The organism is Athalassotoga saccharophila, assembly GCF_009936215.1.
Lineage (GTDB): Bacteria > Thermotogota > Thermotogae > Mesoaciditogales > Mesoaciditogaceae > Athalassotoga > Athalassotoga saccharophila.
This window is the reverse complement of sequence record NZ_AP019551.1, coordinates 1,505,894-1,523,548: the sequence shown is the minus strand read 5'-3', so window position 1 is coordinate 1,523,548 and position 17,655 is coordinate 1,505,894. Positions and strand designations below refer to the sequence as shown.

Below are 17,655 nucleotides of genomic sequence, written 5' to 3'. Positions count from 1 at the left end.
TTTATAAATCAAATAGAAAGGAATGGATCATGAAAATACTTGTAACGGCTTTCGAGCCTTTTGAAAAAGAGAAGATAAATCCATCTTATGAAGTTCTCAAAAATTTAAAAGATCAAATAGTGAACGCCGAAATAATAAAGATGCAGGTTCCAACAGTCTTTTATTCGTCTACAAAAAAGGTTATAGAGAAAATTCAAGAAATAAGTCCGGATGCCGTTCTTAGCATTGGGCAGGCCGCCAAAAAATCCAGTATAAACGTTGAAAGAGTGGCGATAAACATCGACGATGCAAGGATACCAGATAACGCTGGCCAACAACCTGTAGACACTCCAATCGATTTGGACGGAATGCCGGCTTACTTTGCGACTATCCCAATAAAACATATCGTTGAAGAGATCAAAAAAGAAAAAATACCCGCCGTAATTTCAAACACGGCAGGAACTTATGTATGCAATCATCTTATGTATGGCATTCTAAACCACATCCATAAAAATAATCTGCCAATCAAAGCAGGATTTATTCACGTACCATATTCTTCTGAACAGGTACTTGACAGACCAGACACTCCTTTTATGTCTTTAGAAGACATGACACGTGCCATTGAAATTGCTTTAAGAGTCATTGCAAACGAAATATCAGTAAGCAATCAGTGGAACTAATTGATAATTGCAAATTAAAAATTGAAAATTGTCCATTTTCAATTCTCAATTTTATTCTACGTGCCACCCGCTACCCGCCAATTATTTTGATCTGGTATGTTACAGCATAGGTGAATAACCTCTCATATTTTACCATTGAATTGCGAGTATATACCCTTTTACGTTAAATTCAGCTTCTTTTCCCCACCTCTTTTGTTACACACCCGACCCTTAACATTCAATCACATAAGAACTCATATTAATTATCTCCAATAATCAAATATATTTACATATATCCACAGATCATTTCCATCGCCTCCTTTTCTCTTAACATCATTCATACTTCATTTACCATCGTCGTCGACCTACGATACTCGAAAAACCCCCGGAGATCGACGACGATCGGATTTCTTACATAAATAATTATCACTAAAGCTTTTATCTCACTTTTATGTATACAAGTTCACATACTTTTTCCCAAAATTGACTTTTAGAAATCCTTATGTTATACTATGTCAACGGGTTTATATCCTACCTTTGAGGAATGAAAACAAAAATAAAATAAAAGAATATGAAGAACATGAACAATCGTTTATATCCTACCTTTGAGGAATGAAAACCAAAATGAAAATAAAGCACTACGCCAAACATACGCGCAGTTTATATCCTACCTTTGAGGAATGAAAACCTACCAATCTGATCGTCCCACACATATTCAAACATGGTTTATATCCTACCTTTGAGGAATGAAAACTATCTATTCCTACGATATGTCTGTCTCTTTGCGTGTTTCTATCCTACCTTTGAGGAATGAAAACCTAAACATTATATACACCTCCACATGTGATTTAAGGTTTCTATCCTACCTTTGAGGAATGAAAACGTGGCTAAAAAACCTCTTTAACGATTTCATTCACCTGTTTCTATCCTACCTTTGAGGAATGAAAACTCGAATTTCACAAACCCTTTTTCTTTACTATACATACGTTTCTATCCTACCTTTGAGGAATGAAAACGGATACGTGGCATTGAGCCACTCTTTATATTCAGCAACCGTTTCTATCCTACCTTTGAGGAATGAAAACCACTTCAAGAATGGGATAATAAAACAGAAAGTGTAGTTTCTATCCTACCTTTGAGGAATGAGTTGGCGCATGGCCTATGGCCAATGGCTCCAGTGAGCAGTGAGTGGAACTAATTGATAATTGCAAATTGAAAATTGTCCATTTTCAATTCTCAATTTTTTACTACGTGCCACGAACTACGTGCTACGTGCTTAATTCGGTGCATGGCTTATGGCCAATGGCTCCAGTGAGCAGTGAATGGGACTAATTGATAATTGCAAATTAAAAATTGAAAATTGTCCATTTTCAATTCTCAATTTTTTACTACGTGCCACGAACTACGTGCTACGTGCTTAATTCGGTGCATGGCCTATGGCCAATGGCACCGGTGAACAGTGAGTGGAACTAATTGATAATTGCAAATTAAAAATTGAAAATTGTTCATTTTCAATTCTCAATTTTATTCTACGTGCCACCCGCTACCTGCCACGCGCCACATGCTAATTAGGCCAGTAGTGCATTTTTTTCCTATGAATTGCAGGATGTTTAGAATAGGAAGTTTTTAAATCGCTTATCCATTTTGCGGTATCTTTTATCGATATTTCAATACTTCGAGGTAAATATCCCAATTCTTTAGATGCCTTTTCGTGAGAAGTCAAAGAATTGCTCAAAAGTGTATGAATCGAGTAAGCGGTGTAAGTTTGTTGATCCGATTTTTTAAAAAGATCGTGAGATAACTCAAAAATAGGTGCTACCGATCTTGCAATCCATATCGGAATTTCAACGGATGGACATTTTATTCCGGATACTTCCGCTAAAATCTCAAAAATTCTTTTGACTGTGATCCGCTCTCCCGAAAGGATATAATTTTCTCCGCGTCTTCCTTTCTCGCACGCAAGTATCGTTCCATCAACCACATCTCTGACATCAACGAAATCATAAGCGCCATTTATGTAAAAATGAATTTTACCCCTCATAAAGTTATAGATCATCTGACCAATGTTAGATAATTTGTACTCGTATGGACCTATGACACCCGTCGGATGAACGATTACGGCATCGAGACCTTTATCAATGGATTGTAAAACCGCGATCGTTGCCATTGCCTTCGATTCGGCGTATTCGCCGACAACTCTGGATGGATCGAAAGATTTTGTCTCTGTTATTGGGACGCCCTTTGGTGGCTCTACAAAGGCATGGATCGAACTCATGTAAACAAGTCTTTCAACCTTACAATCAAGGCACGCTTTTATCACGTTTTGAGTGCCACCGACATTGACATCAAAGATATTTTTGGATTTTTTAGAAATCGAAACTATCCCGGCCAGATGATAAACGATTTTCGCATCACGGAAACCTTCTTGAAGCGATTTTATGTCTCTTACATCTCCATAAAAGTACTCTACATCAAGGCCAGCAAGTGGAGTGAGACTTTCGGATGGCATGACGAATGCTCTTACCTTCTCGCCTCTTTTGACAAGTGCTTTCACAAGTACGTTACCGATATGCCCGGTTGCCCCTGTTACAACTATCATTTTAGCACCTCCTTTCATAATTTTAGACTAAATTAGTTTTTTAGTCTATTAGCGGTAAAAAAAATTACCTTACAACTATTCCGTTGAAAAGTATATCTACAAGAATTTCAACGTTTTTTTCTATTTCAAAATCATTTGACGTTGCGAATTTGTATTCTATTCCCTTTGTTGCCATTGCCATAACGTAGGCCGTCAAATAAACGTCTTTCACATCGAATATACCCTCATTTATCCCATTTTCGAGTATATCTTCGAAGACACTTATTTCGTAGTCGTCATAATCTTTTCTTACTTGATTTATGAAATCGTACATCTCTAAATATTCATCTTTGAAAGCAACGTAAAGATTTGAAAGTGCTTTCATTGCTTTCATCCTTGTTATTATGTAATTCTTCAACTTTTGCTCGGGAGAATTGCTCTCTTTAAGAGCAAGTTCGAGTTTTGATTTCAACTCTTCCGCTTCAATATCCACAATGGCTTTGAGTATCTCTTCTTTGCTTTTGAAATAATAGTAAAGAGTGCTCTTTCCTTTTCTTGATTTAGAGGCTATCTCATCCATCGTTGTCTTTTTAAAACCGTATTTGGCAAAAAGTTCCCGCGCCGATTCGATTATTTTATCTCTTTCGTCCATCAAATCACTCTTTTCGACCAAAATAGTTTTATGTTCGATAACATCATAACATATATTTTTTAGCATTTCAATAGCATGATTTATGATTCTCTGCTGATATGATCTATATGAGAGTGACAAGATGGTACGTACTTCCAAAATAATTTGAACGTGAAAAGGGGTTGATAATATGTACTTCTCATCCGGCAAATGGAAAGACCTTGATTACAGAAGACTCAAAAGGCAGGTCAGCGAGTTATTTCCGCTTTCGATTATCTCAAGAAAAGTGATTGATAACTGGACCATCGAGGTAAACGGAAAGGCAAAAAAGATAAAAATCGGAGAGATGTGGAATCACAAAGAATTTCCGGTCATCTTTAGATCAAGCGTTGTTTTAGAAAAGGCCGGCTCTTCTCAGGCCGTCTCTTTAGAAATATGGACCGGAGGAGAATCGCTTGTCAGGATAGATTCCGTCTCTTACGGCGAGATAAACGAGCATCACAGATTCTTGGACGTTACAAAGTTTTGCGATGGAAAATCCCACTCGATCGAGGTTGAAAGTGTTCCGAAGGGTCTGTTCGGGACGACAAATTACACTCCGTCGCTTGAGAAAGCCTTTGTGACGACCTTTGACAAAGAGGTTTTGGATGGCTTTCTTGCCTTTGATATGGTCTCAAATCTCATAGAGGCCGTCGACGATGAACTGAAAGACAGGATATACAAAGTCTTTATGGAATCTCTCGGCATGATAGACATTCCATCTTCAACGCATGAGTATGAATCGAGGAGTTTGGATGATGAGATGATGGCCGACCTCATGAAGGAATGGGAAGCACCCGATTTCAAAGTAAATCTCGGCGTCAAATTGAGCCAAAAGGTCAGATCCCAAATTATAAATGCGACAAAGCACCTTATCGACTCTTTGAAGATGGAAGGTTTGCCTTTTACGATTTACGCAATGGGCCATTCACACATAGATTACGCATGGCTTTGGCCTTTGAAAGAGACGAGAAGGAAGATAGTGAGGACCTTTGCCAACGCTTTGAGGATGATGGAAAAATTCCCCGATTTTAAATTCACACAGTCATCGAGTGCGTACTACGAAGATTTCAAAGCGCGCGAGCCTGAACTCTTTGAAAAGATAAGATCTTACGTCAAAGACGGAAGGTGGGAGCCTATCGGAGGAAGCGTCATAGAGTTCGACGCAAACCTTACCTCTGGAGAATCGATTGCCCGCCAGTTTTTGTACGGTCAGAAATTCTTTGAAAAAGAGTTCGGAAAAAGATGCAAAATAGGATACCTTCCCGATACGTTCGGCTTTACATGGTCACTTCCTCAAATCATGAAAGAAAGCGGCATCGATTACTTTGTCACGACCAAACTCGTCTGGAGCGACAAGAATATCTTTCCTTATTCGTGGTTTGTCTGGCGAGGTCTTGACGGCACAGAAATTGTGACGCATCTGTTTACCGCAACAGAAGGATATAACTCTCCGCTCACTCCCAAGGATTTAAAACTCGGATGGGACTTTCACAAAGAAAAAAAGAGCGATGTGCCATTTTCAATTCTTACATTCGGATACGGAGACGGGGGCGGAGGACCTACGGACGAGATGATGACAAGATACAGTCTTATGAGAAATTTACCGGGTCTTCCAAAGTTGGAGATAAAGAATTTCGAGAAGGTCTTCGAAGGTTACAAATTCAAAGATCTGCCTGTCATGGATGACGAACTTTATCTTGAATTCCACAGAGGAACTTACACAAACCAGTCGATAATCAAAAGACTAAACAGACAGATGGAAAACCTGCTTTATACGGCCGAGGTTTTGTCGAGTGCGGATTACAAAAACGGCGCGGAATACCCATACAAAGTGCTGACAGATGCGAGAATGGCACTCGCCCGCGCGCAATTTCACGATGTACTGCCCGGATCGTCAATAGGAGAAGTGTACAAAGAATTCGGTGAAATGTTAGAAGATCAAAAGAAGAAGATCAATTCTCTCGTCGGCGAGATAATTTCAAAACATACAAAAACGGACAAAGAAAAATTGAGTATCGTCAATGTGACAAACTTGAAATTGCCCATACTTTTGAGAAATGTGGATATATCTGCCGGCTTCTACACGGATTGCATCGTTCAAAAAGGAAAGGACGGCACTTTTGTGATCGGGAAGGAAATAGACGGTCTTAAGACTTTGACTCTTTCTAAATCGAAGGATGTAAAAGGGAACATAAAGGCAGAGGACAAATCTCTTGAAAATGCGCTAATTAAAGTCGAAATAAAGGATGACAGAGTTAACGTCTTTGACAAAAAGGCAAAGAGATATCTTTTCAAAGAGGGTTTTTCTCTTGTAGCAAGACGGGACATTCCGGCGGAATTTGAAGGGTGGGATGTACCGTACGATTCTGAAAAAGAGGTAAGGCTTGAGCCGAAGAGGGTGTATCTTTACGAAAATGGGCCTGCGATGGCATCTTTGAAATTCGAATACGAATTCGAAGGATCCAAGATAGAAATGATCGCAAGGATTTACGACAATTACGATAACGTTGATTTGAAATTCAATCTTGACTGGCACACGAGAAGGTACAATCTAAGACTTGACATGCCGATGGATCTGTTAACAAGGGAGGCGACCTTCGAGATAGCCTACGGCATGATAAAAAGAAAGACGACCAAAAACAATCCCTACGAACAGGCGAAATTCGAGGTACCATACCACAGATGGCTGAACCTTTCGGAAGAGGATTTCGGAATAAGCGTCGTTAACGATTCGAAGTATGGGTGTGGGATAAATGGAAGCGATGTAAGTTTGTCTCTTGTGAGAGGATCGACGATGCCTGATTTTTATTCGGACGAAGGTCATCACGAATTCACATTCTCTCTCTTTCCGACGGGAAAGGAGTGGAAAGAGAAAACGGTAAAGCACGCGATCGTCCTTAACACGCCCATACCTGTGGCACAAGGAGAGGTCGAAGACTTTATGAAACCTTTGAGAATTTTCGATGATGAGTCTGTCATTTTGTCGGCAATAAAGCGCGAAGAGGACGGCGACGGTGTCGTGATAAGATTTTATGAGCCTTACGGGAAGAGAACATCCGTTGAATTTTCGAAGTCTGTTATTTTGTCGAATATTCTTGAAGACAAATTCAAGAATGTAAAAAAGTTAGAATTAAAGCCATTTGAAGTGAAGACAGTCATAAATTGATTTTTAGCATATAAGTACTTTTTTAAATATCCGGCCGCTGTTTAAGGCAACCGGATATTTCTTTTTGTGAAACGTGGTTAATAAAAATATTACCGTTTCTTCCATCTATTTGCCATATTTATTAACATAAACGACAAAAAGCCGTGTTAGTATTTATGCAGTGCATAATTATGCAACGCGTAAAAATGATGGAGGGTAAAAATGCCAAAACTTGGAACTTGGATTGCAAAACATAGAATCTTGATTATTGTGTTGTTTGTAGGTGTAACTATTTTCATGGGATATCAAGCCATGAAAATAAAGATCGTTGATGATATAACAACTTACGTACCGCAAAATAATCCCGAAAATCTTTTTTTGAAAAACGTTCTGGACAATTTCAAAATGAATAATCTTGTTCTTGTTGGACTTGAATACAAGGATCTCTTTTCAAAATCATCCATACAAAACATTTCAGATTTGACAAATGGATTATCAAAAATGAAAGATGTTACTTCTGTAATGTCTCTTACAAATGCTCCGTGGATAACTAATGTGAACGGATCAATGGAAATATCTACAATATCAAAAAGCATTCCACAAACGTCAAACCAATCTGCAGCGTTGGAGTATGAAGTAACACATTCCCCTATTTTTAAGGGACAATTTGTCTCTCCAAATGGTAAATCAACGATAATACTGGTAGGTTTGCCCAATTTCACGAATCCGGCAAGTAGTATCTCTATTACGAAGAAAATAGAAACTTTTATAAAAAATAATTCTACCGCTGAAAAAATTTACTTTTCAGGTTTATCTCCTTCAGACGTTTACGCTCAAAGTATAGCGATACACAATATCAGCATTTTAATTCCGCTCGCTCTTCTTGCGATAGCATTAGTACTTTTACTCAGTTTTAGAAATTTAATAGGATTTGCCCTTCCCTTAATCTCCGTCATAATGTCTTCAATATGGGTATTGGGTACCATCCATTTACTTGGAATGACGATGACCCTTGCAGATGTCGCTATGCCAATTATAGTTATCGCACTCGGCAATGCATACGGAATATACATAGTGAACAAATACATGGAAGAAGGAGATTCAGATCATGTCGTTAGAACTTCAAATACTTTAAGAGATATCGGCATTGCCATATCTTTAAGCGCTTTTACTGTTATAATAGCATTTCTATCACTTTTAACCGTCGGCATAGATCCTATAAGGTATTTTGGAATTTTCACTGCTCTCGGTATCTTTTATGCCCTTATAATCAATATTATCTTTACACCTGCGGTATCATCATTCTATTGCAAAAATGTATCTCAATCTAAGGGTGAAATTTCTTTTTGGTCCAAGATTGCAAAAAATATCCTCAAGCACAGATTGTCATCCATGATAATTGCAATTGCGATTGTCGCCGGAATATCTATTTTCATATACAAAGTTAGTCCAGATATGAGTCTGAATAAACTTGTTGGTAATAACAATTCAATAGGTCATTCTATGAACTTCTTCAACGATCAATTTGGCGGATCTGATTTTGTGATCGTAGATTTTAAGGGAAATGCCCTTGATCCCTATCTTTTAAGAAGCGAGATTTTAATCTCTAATTATGCAGAGAATAATTTTAAAGTTGTAGGAGGATCTTATTCACTTGCCAGAGTTATTCAGAACATGAATGATAAATTTAACGGTCAAAACTACATACCTTCTTCTGACAGCAAAATCCAAAACCTTTGGTTTTTGATGAAAGGAAGCAATCTTTCTGAAATCGTCAATTCAGGTGCAACCGAGAGCATAGTCTTACTAAGAGTCAATGTTGAATCAAGTAAAAAAATAAAAGCACTTCAAGATTCATTGACTGATTTTATAAATTCAAACATTTACAAAAGATATTCGTATGTGAATTTAGATTCAGCAAGTCCGGTTGAAGTTAAGTCTGCCATTTTATCGATGGAAAATTATGTCACAGATTATATGAAATCGCTTAATTTAGACTACAACAGTACGGACATAGATTCCATAGTATCAAGAATTCTTTTATCAAGTAACGAAACTGTATTATCAAAAGATGCAACGAATTTGGTCAATTATTTGACAGATATGATTGGCAGTTATGGAATGATATCTGGATTTTCAACATCTGATCTCCGTATGGCGTTGTTAGATACTTTCAAAGAGGGATATTCGAATAAAACTCTTGAAGATAACCTTAATAGCAAGATAGGTCCTGATAACACATCAATGATCTCTCCGGTAATAGAATCTCAGGATTCTGTTTTAGCACAGATTGCAAGAAAAGATTACGCCAAATCACTGCTTTCAAATGTAAAAGGTCTTTCAGACGAAGAAGTCAATAATCTGTCATGGACATTATCCAGCAGAAAAATACCCGTATACGATCCGAATGGCTCAAATTCCTTTGATGTTAAATTAACAGGTGTTCCAATACTGACAAATTATGTTTCGTCCATTATAATAAACGATCAATGTGAATCGATGATTATATCAATCATACTTGTGTTTGTATTGTTGATGATTCAAACAAATTCATGGCTTATGGGATTAATCGGTATTTTTCCGGTGCTTTTAACAATGATCGTTAATTTTGGTATTATGGGTATTTTTGGTATAAGTTTGAATGCCATAAACATTACAATTGCCTCCATGACAGTTGGAGTCGGTGTCGATTACGTAATTCAAATCTTCAGTCGTTTCAGAATAGAATACGGTAGATCTAATGGCATTAGCGACGCCATAATTAAGACATTTTCAACCTCGGGAAAGGGTCTACTTTTGAATTCTATTTCTTCCTCCGCAGGATTTGCAATGTTCTTCTTCTCTACAATAGGAGGATTGAAACAATTTGCCATACTGACGATTTCGACCATGATAATTTCTTTGGTACTTGTGATAATCCTACTTCCATCTTTATTGTCTTTTTTGAGAGAAGACTTTTTAAATAAAAAATTCAAGAAAGAAAGGGTGAAATAACATGAAAAAAAGTTTCTTTGTACTTCTCGGTATTTTAGTTACAACGTGGATTGTTGCATTTTCGATGACCGGTCAGGAGGTTATAAACCAGGTCATAAACCAAAATTCAGATTTTAAAAACCAGAAAATAGAAATGAACATGAAGATATCTGAAAATGGTCAGGTAGACAGTTATACACTATTCATTTACATTTACAACAAATCTACAGATCAAAAATATGCGCTTATACGTTTTGTCTCTCCCGAAAGCATAAAAGGTATGTCATTTTTGAGTTTGGGTTCTAACGATGAATATCTTTACATGCCGGCCTATCATAGAATTGAAAGAATAGCGGGATCATCCAAAAATTCGAAATTTGCAGGATCTGATTTCACATTTAACGATCTCTCATTGCTTTACGCTCAAGAGCAAAATGCAAATTACGATCTTATTTCGAAAAGTGCTACGTGCTATATTTTGGAAGTTACCTCAAAGCCAAACACAAATTTCGAATATTCTAAACTCATAATGACAATAGAAATCGATCACATGCTTCCGCAAAAAGTAGAATTTTATAAAGGAACTTCCCTTTACAAAACTATGATATGCAAGGATCTTACCAATTTCGATGGCCACTGGTCGTACAAACAAATAGATATGAAAATGGCCGATGGAAGTTCAGAAACAAGATTGGAGATAGAAAATATCCAATCTAACATAGACATACCAGAATCTTTCTTCTCTGTAAGAACTTTGTTCGAGCCAAATCTGAATTATTGAAGGTGAGAAAATGAAAAAATCAATTCCATTGTTAATGCTTTTAATAATCTTTACAGCAAATGTAATTCTTGCATCGCCTTCCATAGATAGCAGCGGAGAATACATACTGCGATATATGAATGGACAGTTTATTGAGGCGATTAACGAAATAAATGAATCTTCGATTAACATCGGGAATAATTTTACTGCGAAGGTAAAATTTACCCTCACACAGTCAAGATCGATATCTGATATTTTTGCGTCGAATTGCAATTCTCCTATTTTTGCTCAGGATAGCATGGCTAATTTATACTTTAACGAACTTTACATCGAGTATGATGGACAAAACTCAAATTTTTTAGTCGGAAAATATTACACAGATTGGGGAACCTCTCCGTTGTTTAACGTTGTAAATCTTATAGAACCCTACAATTTTGCAGATTTATTTGCCACATCACCTGTTAGAGAATCCGTAACTGGATTTCAAGCAATATACTGGTACCAAAATGGCAATTCTTTAGAGATCGATCTCATACCGATCTTCACCCCTGATATTCTTCAATCATTTCCGTTAAAATCAGTCTATTTTGTCCCAATGTCACCGTCTAATTTTCAATTAGGAGTTAGATACTCAATGTTTGCAGGTAACTACAACTTATATTTCGATCTGTACCATGGATTTGATCATGCATATTCTGTTGAAATTTTGAATTCAACCCCTACTCTTTACAATGCTCAATTGAATGCTGGCGGAATGGAGTTTTCGGGTCCATTTCCGTTTAATCAAAACTACAATTTTTACGGCGAAGGATTGATCACCTACCAAAATTCAAAGATTAATTTTAATGGTTCACTTGGGATTAACGGCTATGTTTTTAATCAAAATATGGGGATTGAAATTGAAAGAGGATTACCTGGTCAAAATATCAATGATCCCGAAAATGCGATTTCTGTTTATGATACGAAAACCTTTAATTCTTCTTTGGAGTTCAGCGGCATGGCCTCGGTTGGTTTTACGAATAACATGCAATTTGGATATGCTGTTAATGGAAATTTTAAATACACTCCTGTCCAAAATGTCGAAATAAATATCGGAGGATCCCTTTACGCTGGAAATGATACCTACTATTCTTCTAATTCGAGCGAAAGTGAAGTGTATGTAAATGGTACAGTTTATTTCTAAAAATGTTATACTTAAAGTATGAATGTAATTATAAAAAGGTATTCTAACAGAAAACTTTACGATACCACCCGTAAGTGTTTTACAACTTTAGACAATATCGCCAGGATGATAAATGCTGGCGATATTGTTAAAGTTATTGATAAAAACGGAGAAGATGTTACAGATCATGTAATTTCGACACTGATTCAAAAACATTTTGATCATAATAGACAACTTCTGGATATTTCAGGTGAATCACCTCTTGATCTTATCAAGAATAAGATAAACATGATAAAGGTGAAAAGATCTCTCGAGGTCATATATGATCTTCTTAAACTTGCTTCGACCGATAGAGATACTTTAAATAAAATTGTCAATAAATTGGCCGATGAAGGTGTTATAAACGCCGAGATAGCCATAGACGTTGAAAAAACATTGTATGATATTTTAAAAGAAAGAAATGTCAAAATAGAAAAAGCGATCGTTGAATCAGAGCAGAGAAAAGTATGGAATGAACTTTTAAAGTTAACCAGTCTTCTCAGTTATGACGAACTTATAGTTTACATAAAGTCAAAAGCAAGTGATAATATTGTAAATCCAAAAGAAGCGGCAAAATCTCTAAATTGGTCTTTAGAGCATTTCGAGAATGTAAGAGATAACCTTGTAAGAAAAAACTTTTTAAACGTCAAACAAAAAGACGGAGTTGAATCATGGATGTGGACGATCCCATAATCGCAACAAAAGCCCTTATGAGGATCTTCACTCAATACTTTTTTCACCTTTTTCAAAGGGCTCTTTCGGGCCCTTTTATTTATAAATCAAAATTTTTTGATATCGGATATTATCCTGCCGTCCAAAATTTCCACAATTCTGTCTGTCCTTTCGGCTATTCTTCTGTCATGGGTTACTATTATAAAGGTCGTGTTGTATTTTTTGTTTATCTGTCTTAAAAGCGCGTATATATCTTCTGTGCTTTGAGAATCAAGATTTCCCGTCGGCTCGTCCGCGAGTATTATCTTTGGATTGTTCATAAGAGCACGCGCTATAGCGGTCTTTTGTTGCTGGCCGCCAGAAGCCTCCGTTGCCATGTTGTTTTTTATTTTGGAAACGCCGACGAGATCGATGAGTTCTTCGGCTCTTTTCATCACCTCTTTTGTTGGTTTTGAATCTTTCATGAGGTATGGCATGAGGACATTTTCGTATATCGTGAATTCAGGCAGAAGATAATGGAATTGAAAGACAAATCCTATTTTTTGATTTCTTATGTATGCAAGCCTTTTCTTTTCTATCCTGTCTATTCTTTCTCCGTCTATGGTTATTTCACCTGATTGGGGTTTGTCGAGAATTCCCATTATATTCATTAATGTGGTCTTTCCGGATCCAGAAGGCCCTATTATTGAATTAAAGGATCCTTCTTCAAAGGACAGATTTATGTCGTGGAGTACCTGAAATTTCATCTTTCCCGATGTGTAAAATTTGTTTATGCTTTTGAGAACTATTATGTCAGCCATTTCTTATCACCTCTATCGGATCAAGGCTTATCGAACTTCTGGCAGGTATTATGGAAGCGACAACGGATGCGGTTATCGCTATTATCATGGATATGAGTACAAAGAAGTAATTTATCTCAAGCGGCACGACCGGTGTCCCGTTGGAATTTACCGCAAATTTTGCGAACATGAAGGACAGTCCGAGTCCCAAGCCGGCACCGGCAAGAGCGCCTATGATTCCAAGAATTAATCCTTGAAACAAAAAGACAAGACCCGTTTTCCCGTCTGTAAGGCCCATTGCCTTCAATATCCCTATTTCTTTTGATTTTTGCAAGACAGTTATGGCAAGCACGCTTGCTATCGCAAGTGTAACTGCCACTATGACGAAGACTTGAATCATTATGCTTGAAATGCTTTGGCCCTGAAGACCGGTAAGAAGATCCGCATTTTGATCTTCCCAGTTTTCGACCTTTATCGAAGGATTGTTAAGCGTTTGAGCGATCTCTTCAGAAATCTTTTTGGCATCGAAGACGTTCACAACCTGCATTTCTATGCTGCTTACGTTATTGCCAAATCCGCCTATATTTTGGGCCGTTTGCAAATTCGAAATGGCCCACGATGAGTTTATGGCCGATACGTTGAAATCAAAGATACCGCTTATTTTAAGTATCTTCAACTGTCTTTTTGCCGTAAACACGGTCACGGTCTTCCCAACGCTTAAGTTGGCATCCTTTGCAAATTGCTTTCCTATCATTATTTCGTTGTCATTTGTGGGGAGTGTCCCTTCTATGATGTGTGAGTTGAAATGGTATATGGGGTCGGAGGCTTTGAAATCGAACCCTCTCAAAAGCAGTGAATTTATTGCGGAACCTTCCGAAATGAAGATCGGCGTATCGACGGACGGAGAAAGGTATTTTATCTCTTTGTTGTATGCAGGATCCGAACTTATCTTTTGAATTATCCCATCCCAACTGCTTACAGGTGTTCCTTGAAGTTTAGATACAATAGTTATTTGTGATGAATTGCCTATCGTACTTTGTACCAAACTTGTCTGAAGGCTTTGGATCAAAAGGCCTATGAATATTTGAACGGATATCCCTATCGCTATGCTTAAAATTATGAAAATCGACTGGGATCTGTTGTATCGTATGAATCTTAAAGCAATTTTGAACGGTAAACTCATTTTGATCCCCTCAGATCTTTTAAAAATTTTACAAGTTCATCAAAATCGGCAAAGAGAAAGTCTACCCCGCATTTTTTGGTGTATTCGGGATTTTTAACGCATGCGCGACCACTGGCGATCACTTTAGTCTTGGGAGAATATCTTTTTAGTTCATCTATGAACTTGCAAAGATAAACAAGATTGTAGTGGTTGGTTATACTTATGGACAACATATCGAATTTTTCGGCTTTTATGGCCTCTTTAAATGTTTCAAGGGGCACTTCTTTTCCGGCAAAAACGGTTTTGATACCGTTGAGCGTAAAGATATCTTAACTCATTCTAAGTCCAAGTTCGTGCTCTTCTTCCTGTGGACAGAAAACTGCACAGGTCAGATCCATGTCCGGCATTTTTGCTTTTATTACGTAAGGATATGCGCATTCTATGCATGTTCTGACGATCGAAGACATCACATGCTCTTTCCATATGCACAAAGGATCCAACTCGTAATCGCACTCCCATTCGTTGAGAATTTTGGCAAATAATTTGTAGAGTTCGATCACATCAATTCCACTGTCAAGTGCCGAGATAAATAATTCTACACTTTCTTTTTTTCTTCCAGCATAAAGATTGGACTTGAGATCAGATATTTCCATTCACATCACCTGAAAATGAAAGCAATTAAAAATACCAACCCAACCGCAGAAATGTCTATTACCGCGTTCATCCAGCCGGGAAGGCCTGTAAGGCCATAAAATGCTCTTATTTGCGGAAGTATGTTGAAGACGTTTACTATGTCTTGTGGGCTGAATTGTTCTATCTTTCCAACGGCAATGAAAAGATTTCCGGCCTCACCTGAAGGAGGAAAGAATGAGACTATGTAATATCTTCCGCTTTCTGGCAAGGTTATCGTCTGGTTGAAATATATCCACGAATATGTATCCGTTACGGGTTCATAAAAAACGGTCGGTGTGCCTGTTGACGTGAATACAAGCGCACCCATGCCGGATGGAATTTCAAAAGGCAGATCATTTGCCTTTGGCAGACCAGGTCCGACTATAACAACCTCGGGTTTTAAATCTTTGAATTTGTCTATCTTTGGAACGCCTGGCTGAAAATACAAACTCTGTCCTTTCTTGCCTTCAAAGGTCATCCAAAGAAAACTGTTGTTGTGATCGAAGACTTTGTACAAAACTTGTGATATCTCTATGTGATTTATCGGAATGGCGTTCGATATGTCCGATCCCGACATCGTCGAAACGATAGGTGCATGTGCAAAGGCAATCGATGCCATTGCCAATGAAGCGAGTAAAAATACTAAAAATTTATATTTCATTTTATATCTCCTTTCGATATATTTAACTTATTATACAATTATTCTTAAGAAACCGGTCGGTCAGTCTTGAATTTTCTCTTCCAAAATTTCTTTTGCACCGGTAACAACCGGCGATTTCAACTTTCCAACCATTAAAACGAAGATCAACCCTATCAAAGAGATAATGGCCGTTGTCAAAAACATCTCCGTATATCCCGTGTTTATCGTTGATTGAAATGTTTGCTGGATTTTGTCCTTTACACCTTGAACGTCATTTACGACTAATTTGTTGAGAGGAAAAGGAATTACTTTGTTAAGCACATCTTCGAGTTTGGTAACTATATTCGTAACATCTGCATTTTGAAGGGATGCAAAGGCATTGGCGGCTTGAGAATCCATCTTTATTGGCGGTATTTTTATTCCAGCATTGCTTAGAGTTTGGGTAAGATTGGTCTGAAGGCCCTTTCCGGCCTGTACCAAAAATCCCACCATCACATTTGGAGCAACTGTTACTCCTATCGATCTCATCAAGGAAAGATTTGCAAGGGCTGAGGCTGAGTTTTCCGAATCAACGCTTTTGAGTATCATGTAGTTCAAAGGTGCTCCCAGAGTAAAGCCTATTCCGATTCCCATCATGAAAAGTCCTATAAGCAGACCGGCAAAATTAAGCATGTACGTCGTGACGTATCCCAAAAACAGCGCTCCCGCTATGTTAAAGACAAATCCTATCGACATAACAAAGACTGCCCCACGCCTGTCGACGAGAATTCCTGAAAGTGGAGCCGCTATGCCTGAAAATATTGCCAAAAGGGTGACGACATATCCGCCTGTGCCTGCTGGAAGTTTTAGGATGTTTTCGGCAAATTGCGGGATGAATATGAGCCCCATCATTCCTATACCGACGACAAGAGCGGTCATCATAATGAAAAACGTGTTCGGGTTTGTCAAAAATTTCGTGTTGAAGACTGGATCTTCATTTTTGCTTTCGAATAAAAGCATCAACGGGAAGAGTACTGCAAAGGCTATAAGAAAAGGATAGACGTTTAAATCACGAATCGAGTTTGAGAGATTGAAAAAGTCCAAATTCGTAAGTGCGTACATCAAACTTCCTATCGAGGCGGCTAAAAGAATGGATCCAGTTATGTCTAACTTCTTTGATGCTTTCTCTATCTCTATTTCTTTAACGGTCAAAGATAGTAGAATTACAAGTATACTTATAGGCACATTTATAAAGAAGAGCCATCCCCATTTGTCCGTTCCCGCTATCGAGAGTATAAAACTTCCAATCGTTGGTCCCACTATCGTCGCAATTCCATAAACTCCACCGACTATTCCGAGTGCCGTACCTTTTTTCTCTTCCGGAAAGATCTTGCTGACGGCCGTCGTTGCTATCGGAACCATACCGCCGGCTCCGAGAGCCTGAATCGATCTCGAAAGGAGAAAAAGCCAGAAATTGCCAAAGAAGTTATTCATTCCCGAAAGAAAAGAACCTATTCCAAAGATGATTATGCCTATTATGAATATCTTTTTGTATCCCCTCCTATCCCCTAACTTTCCCATTATAGGCATTGATGCCGCGTATATGAGCGTGTAAAGTGTTATCATCCATATACCTAAACTTTGATCTATTCCAAAACTGTTTCCTATTATAACTCTCGCAGGAGACACAATACCAGAATCTATGGCACCCATGAATATCCCAAAGATAAAAAGCAGCAAAAGAACCGTATTTTGTTTTTTCATATTTTCACCTCTTTTTTGA

At 37.8% G+C, this 17,655-nt stretch carries 14 protein-coding genes and 1 CRISPR repeat array; of the genes, 6 read left to right on the top strand and 8 right to left on the bottom strand.

Annotated features, from left to right (window positions below; genetic code table 11):
• Positions 1–29 precede the first annotated feature (29 nt).
• Positions 30–659, top strand: a complete 630-nt coding sequence (gene pcp, locus ATHSA_RS07615) for a pyroglutamyl-peptidase I (protein WP_161848510.1) — start codon at positions 30–32, stop codon at positions 657–659.
• Positions 660–1,160: 501 nt separating this feature from the next.
• Positions 1,161–1,788: direct repeats of the CRISPR family, unit length 30 nt; unit sequence GTTTCTATCCTACCTTTGAGGAATGAAAAC.
• A 414-nt stretch (positions 1,789–2,202) separates the two neighbouring features.
• Here pcp and ATHSA_RS07610 read toward each other — a convergent pair.
• Positions 2,203–3,237: an NAD-dependent epimerase/dehydratase family protein gene (locus ATHSA_RS07610; protein ID WP_161848509.1), complete on the bottom strand. Its 1,035-nt coding sequence runs from the start codon at positions 3,235–3,237 to the stop codon at positions 2,203–2,205.
• 64 nt (positions 3,238–3,301) lie between these two features.
• Complete coding sequence (locus ATHSA_RS07605; protein ID WP_232060072.1) at positions 3,302–3,934, bottom strand: TetR/AcrR family transcriptional regulator; 633 nt, start codon at positions 3,932–3,934, stop codon at positions 3,302–3,304.
• A gap of 103 nt (positions 3,935–4,037) precedes the next feature.
• Here ATHSA_RS07605 and ATHSA_RS07600 point away from each other — a divergent pair, with 103 nt between their 5' ends.
• The 5 genes from ATHSA_RS07600 (at position 4,038) to ATHSA_RS07580 (ending at position 12,661) form a co-directional block, all read left to right on the top strand.
• Complete coding sequence (locus tag ATHSA_RS07600) at positions 4,038–7,055, top strand: alpha-mannosidase (protein ID WP_161848507.1); 3,018 nt, start codon at positions 4,038–4,040, stop codon at positions 7,053–7,055.
• A gap of 201 nt (positions 7,056–7,256) precedes the next feature.
• Positions 7,257–10,028 carry an efflux RND transporter permease subunit gene (locus tag ATHSA_RS07595; RefSeq protein WP_161848506.1) on the top strand — a complete coding sequence of 924 codons (2,772 nt, stop codon included), beginning with the start codon at positions 7,257–7,259 and terminating at the stop codon, positions 10,026–10,028.
• A gap of 1 nt (position 10,029) precedes the next feature.
• Positions 10,030–10,788 carry an outer membrane lipoprotein-sorting protein gene (locus ATHSA_RS07590; RefSeq protein WP_161848505.1) on the top strand — a complete coding sequence of 253 codons (759 nt, stop codon included), beginning with the start codon at positions 10,030–10,032 and terminating at the stop codon, positions 10,786–10,788.
• Between the two features lie 10 nt (positions 10,789–10,798).
• On the top strand, positions 10,799–11,950 hold the full coding sequence (locus ATHSA_RS07585) for a hypothetical protein (protein ID WP_161848504.1): 1,152 nt from the start codon (positions 10,799–10,801) through the stop codon (positions 11,948–11,950).
• Positions 11,951–11,968: 18 nt separating this feature from the next.
• Positions 11,969–12,661: a polyhydroxyalkanoate synthesis regulator DNA-binding domain-containing protein gene (locus ATHSA_RS07580; protein ID WP_161848503.1), complete on the top strand. Its 693-nt coding sequence runs from the start codon at positions 11,969–11,971 to the stop codon at positions 12,659–12,661.
• An 86-nt stretch (positions 12,662–12,747) separates the two neighbouring features.
• Here ATHSA_RS07580 and ATHSA_RS07575 read toward each other — a convergent pair whose 3' ends face one another.
• The 6 genes from ATHSA_RS07575 to ATHSA_RS07550 are packed head-to-tail and all read right to left on the bottom strand — an operon-like array spanning position 12,748 to position 17,636.
• Positions 12,748–13,440, bottom strand: a complete 693-nt coding sequence (locus ATHSA_RS07575; protein ID WP_161848502.1) for an ABC transporter ATP-binding protein — start codon at positions 13,438–13,440, stop codon at positions 12,748–12,750.
• A complete protein-coding gene (locus tag ATHSA_RS07570; RefSeq protein ID WP_161848501.1) occupies positions 13,433–14,602 on the bottom strand; it encodes an ABC transporter permease in 1,170 nt (389 codons plus the stop codon). Before ATHSA_RS07570 ends, ATHSA_RS07575 begins: the two co-directional genes overlap by 8 nt.
• Entirely contained in the window at positions 14,599–14,889 is a 291-nt protein-coding gene (locus ATHSA_RS07565; protein WP_332066505.1) for a hypothetical protein, read from the bottom strand. Before ATHSA_RS07565 ends, ATHSA_RS07570 begins: the two co-directional genes overlap by 4 nt.
• Positions 14,890–14,910: 21 nt before the next feature.
• Positions 14,911–15,234: a hypothetical protein gene (locus ATHSA_RS07560; RefSeq protein ID WP_161848499.1), complete on the bottom strand. Its 324-nt coding sequence runs from the start codon at positions 15,232–15,234 to the stop codon at positions 14,911–14,913.
• 5 nt (positions 15,235–15,239) lie between these two features.
• Positions 15,240–15,914 carry a hypothetical protein gene (locus ATHSA_RS07555; RefSeq protein ID WP_161848498.1) on the bottom strand — a complete coding sequence of 225 codons (675 nt, stop codon included), beginning with the start codon at positions 15,912–15,914 and terminating at the stop codon, positions 15,240–15,242.
• Between the two features lie 60 nt (positions 15,915–15,974).
• Positions 15,975–17,636, bottom strand: coding sequence for an MFS transporter (locus tag ATHSA_RS07550; protein ID WP_161848497.1), 1,662 nt, complete (start codon positions 17,634–17,636; stop codon positions 15,975–15,977).
• Between the last annotated feature and the right edge of the window lie 19 nt (positions 17,637–17,655).

Excerpts from the sequence above, each read along its gene's own strand:
- pcp (WP_161848510.1), top strand. The coding sequence starts at position 30 with ATGAAAATACTTGTAACGGCTTTCGAGCCTTTTGAAAAAGAGAAGATA.
- ATHSA_RS07610 (WP_161848509.1), bottom strand. The coding sequence starts at position 3,237 with ATGATAGTTGTAACAGGGGCAACCGGGCATATCGGTAACGTACTTGTG.
- ATHSA_RS07605 (WP_232060072.1), bottom strand. The coding sequence starts at position 3,934 with ATGCTAAAAAATATATGTTATGATGTTATCGAACATAAAACTATTTTG.
- ATHSA_RS07600 (WP_161848507.1), top strand. The coding sequence starts at position 4,038 with ATGTACTTCTCATCCGGCAAATGGAAAGACCTTGATTACAGAAGACTC.
- ATHSA_RS07595 (WP_161848506.1), top strand. The coding sequence starts at position 7,257 with ATGCCAAAACTTGGAACTTGGATTGCAAAACATAGAATCTTGATTATT.
- ATHSA_RS07590 (WP_161848505.1), top strand. The coding sequence starts at position 10,030 with ATGAAAAAAAGTTTCTTTGTACTTCTCGGTATTTTAGTTACAACGTGG.
- ATHSA_RS07585 (WP_161848504.1), top strand. The coding sequence starts at position 10,799 with ATGAAAAAATCAATTCCATTGTTAATGCTTTTAATAATCTTTACAGCA.
- ATHSA_RS07580 (WP_161848503.1), top strand. The coding sequence starts at position 11,969 with ATGAATGTAATTATAAAAAGGTATTCTAACAGAAAACTTTACGATACC.
- ATHSA_RS07575 (WP_161848502.1), bottom strand. The coding sequence starts at position 13,440 with ATGGCTGACATAATAGTTCTCAAAAGCATAAACAAATTTTACACATCG.
- ATHSA_RS07570 (WP_161848501.1), bottom strand. The coding sequence starts at position 14,602 with ATGAGTTTACCGTTCAAAATTGCTTTAAGATTCATACGATACAACAGA.
- ATHSA_RS07560 (WP_161848499.1), bottom strand. The coding sequence starts at position 15,234 with ATGGAAATATCTGATCTCAAGTCCAATCTTTATGCTGGAAGAAAAAAA.
- ATHSA_RS07555 (WP_161848498.1), bottom strand. The coding sequence starts at position 15,914 with ATGAAATATAAATTTTTAGTATTTTTACTCGCTTCATTGGCAATGGCA.
- ATHSA_RS07550 (WP_161848497.1), bottom strand. The coding sequence starts at position 17,636 with ATGAAAAAACAAAATACGGTTCTTTTGCTGCTTTTTATCTTTGGGATA.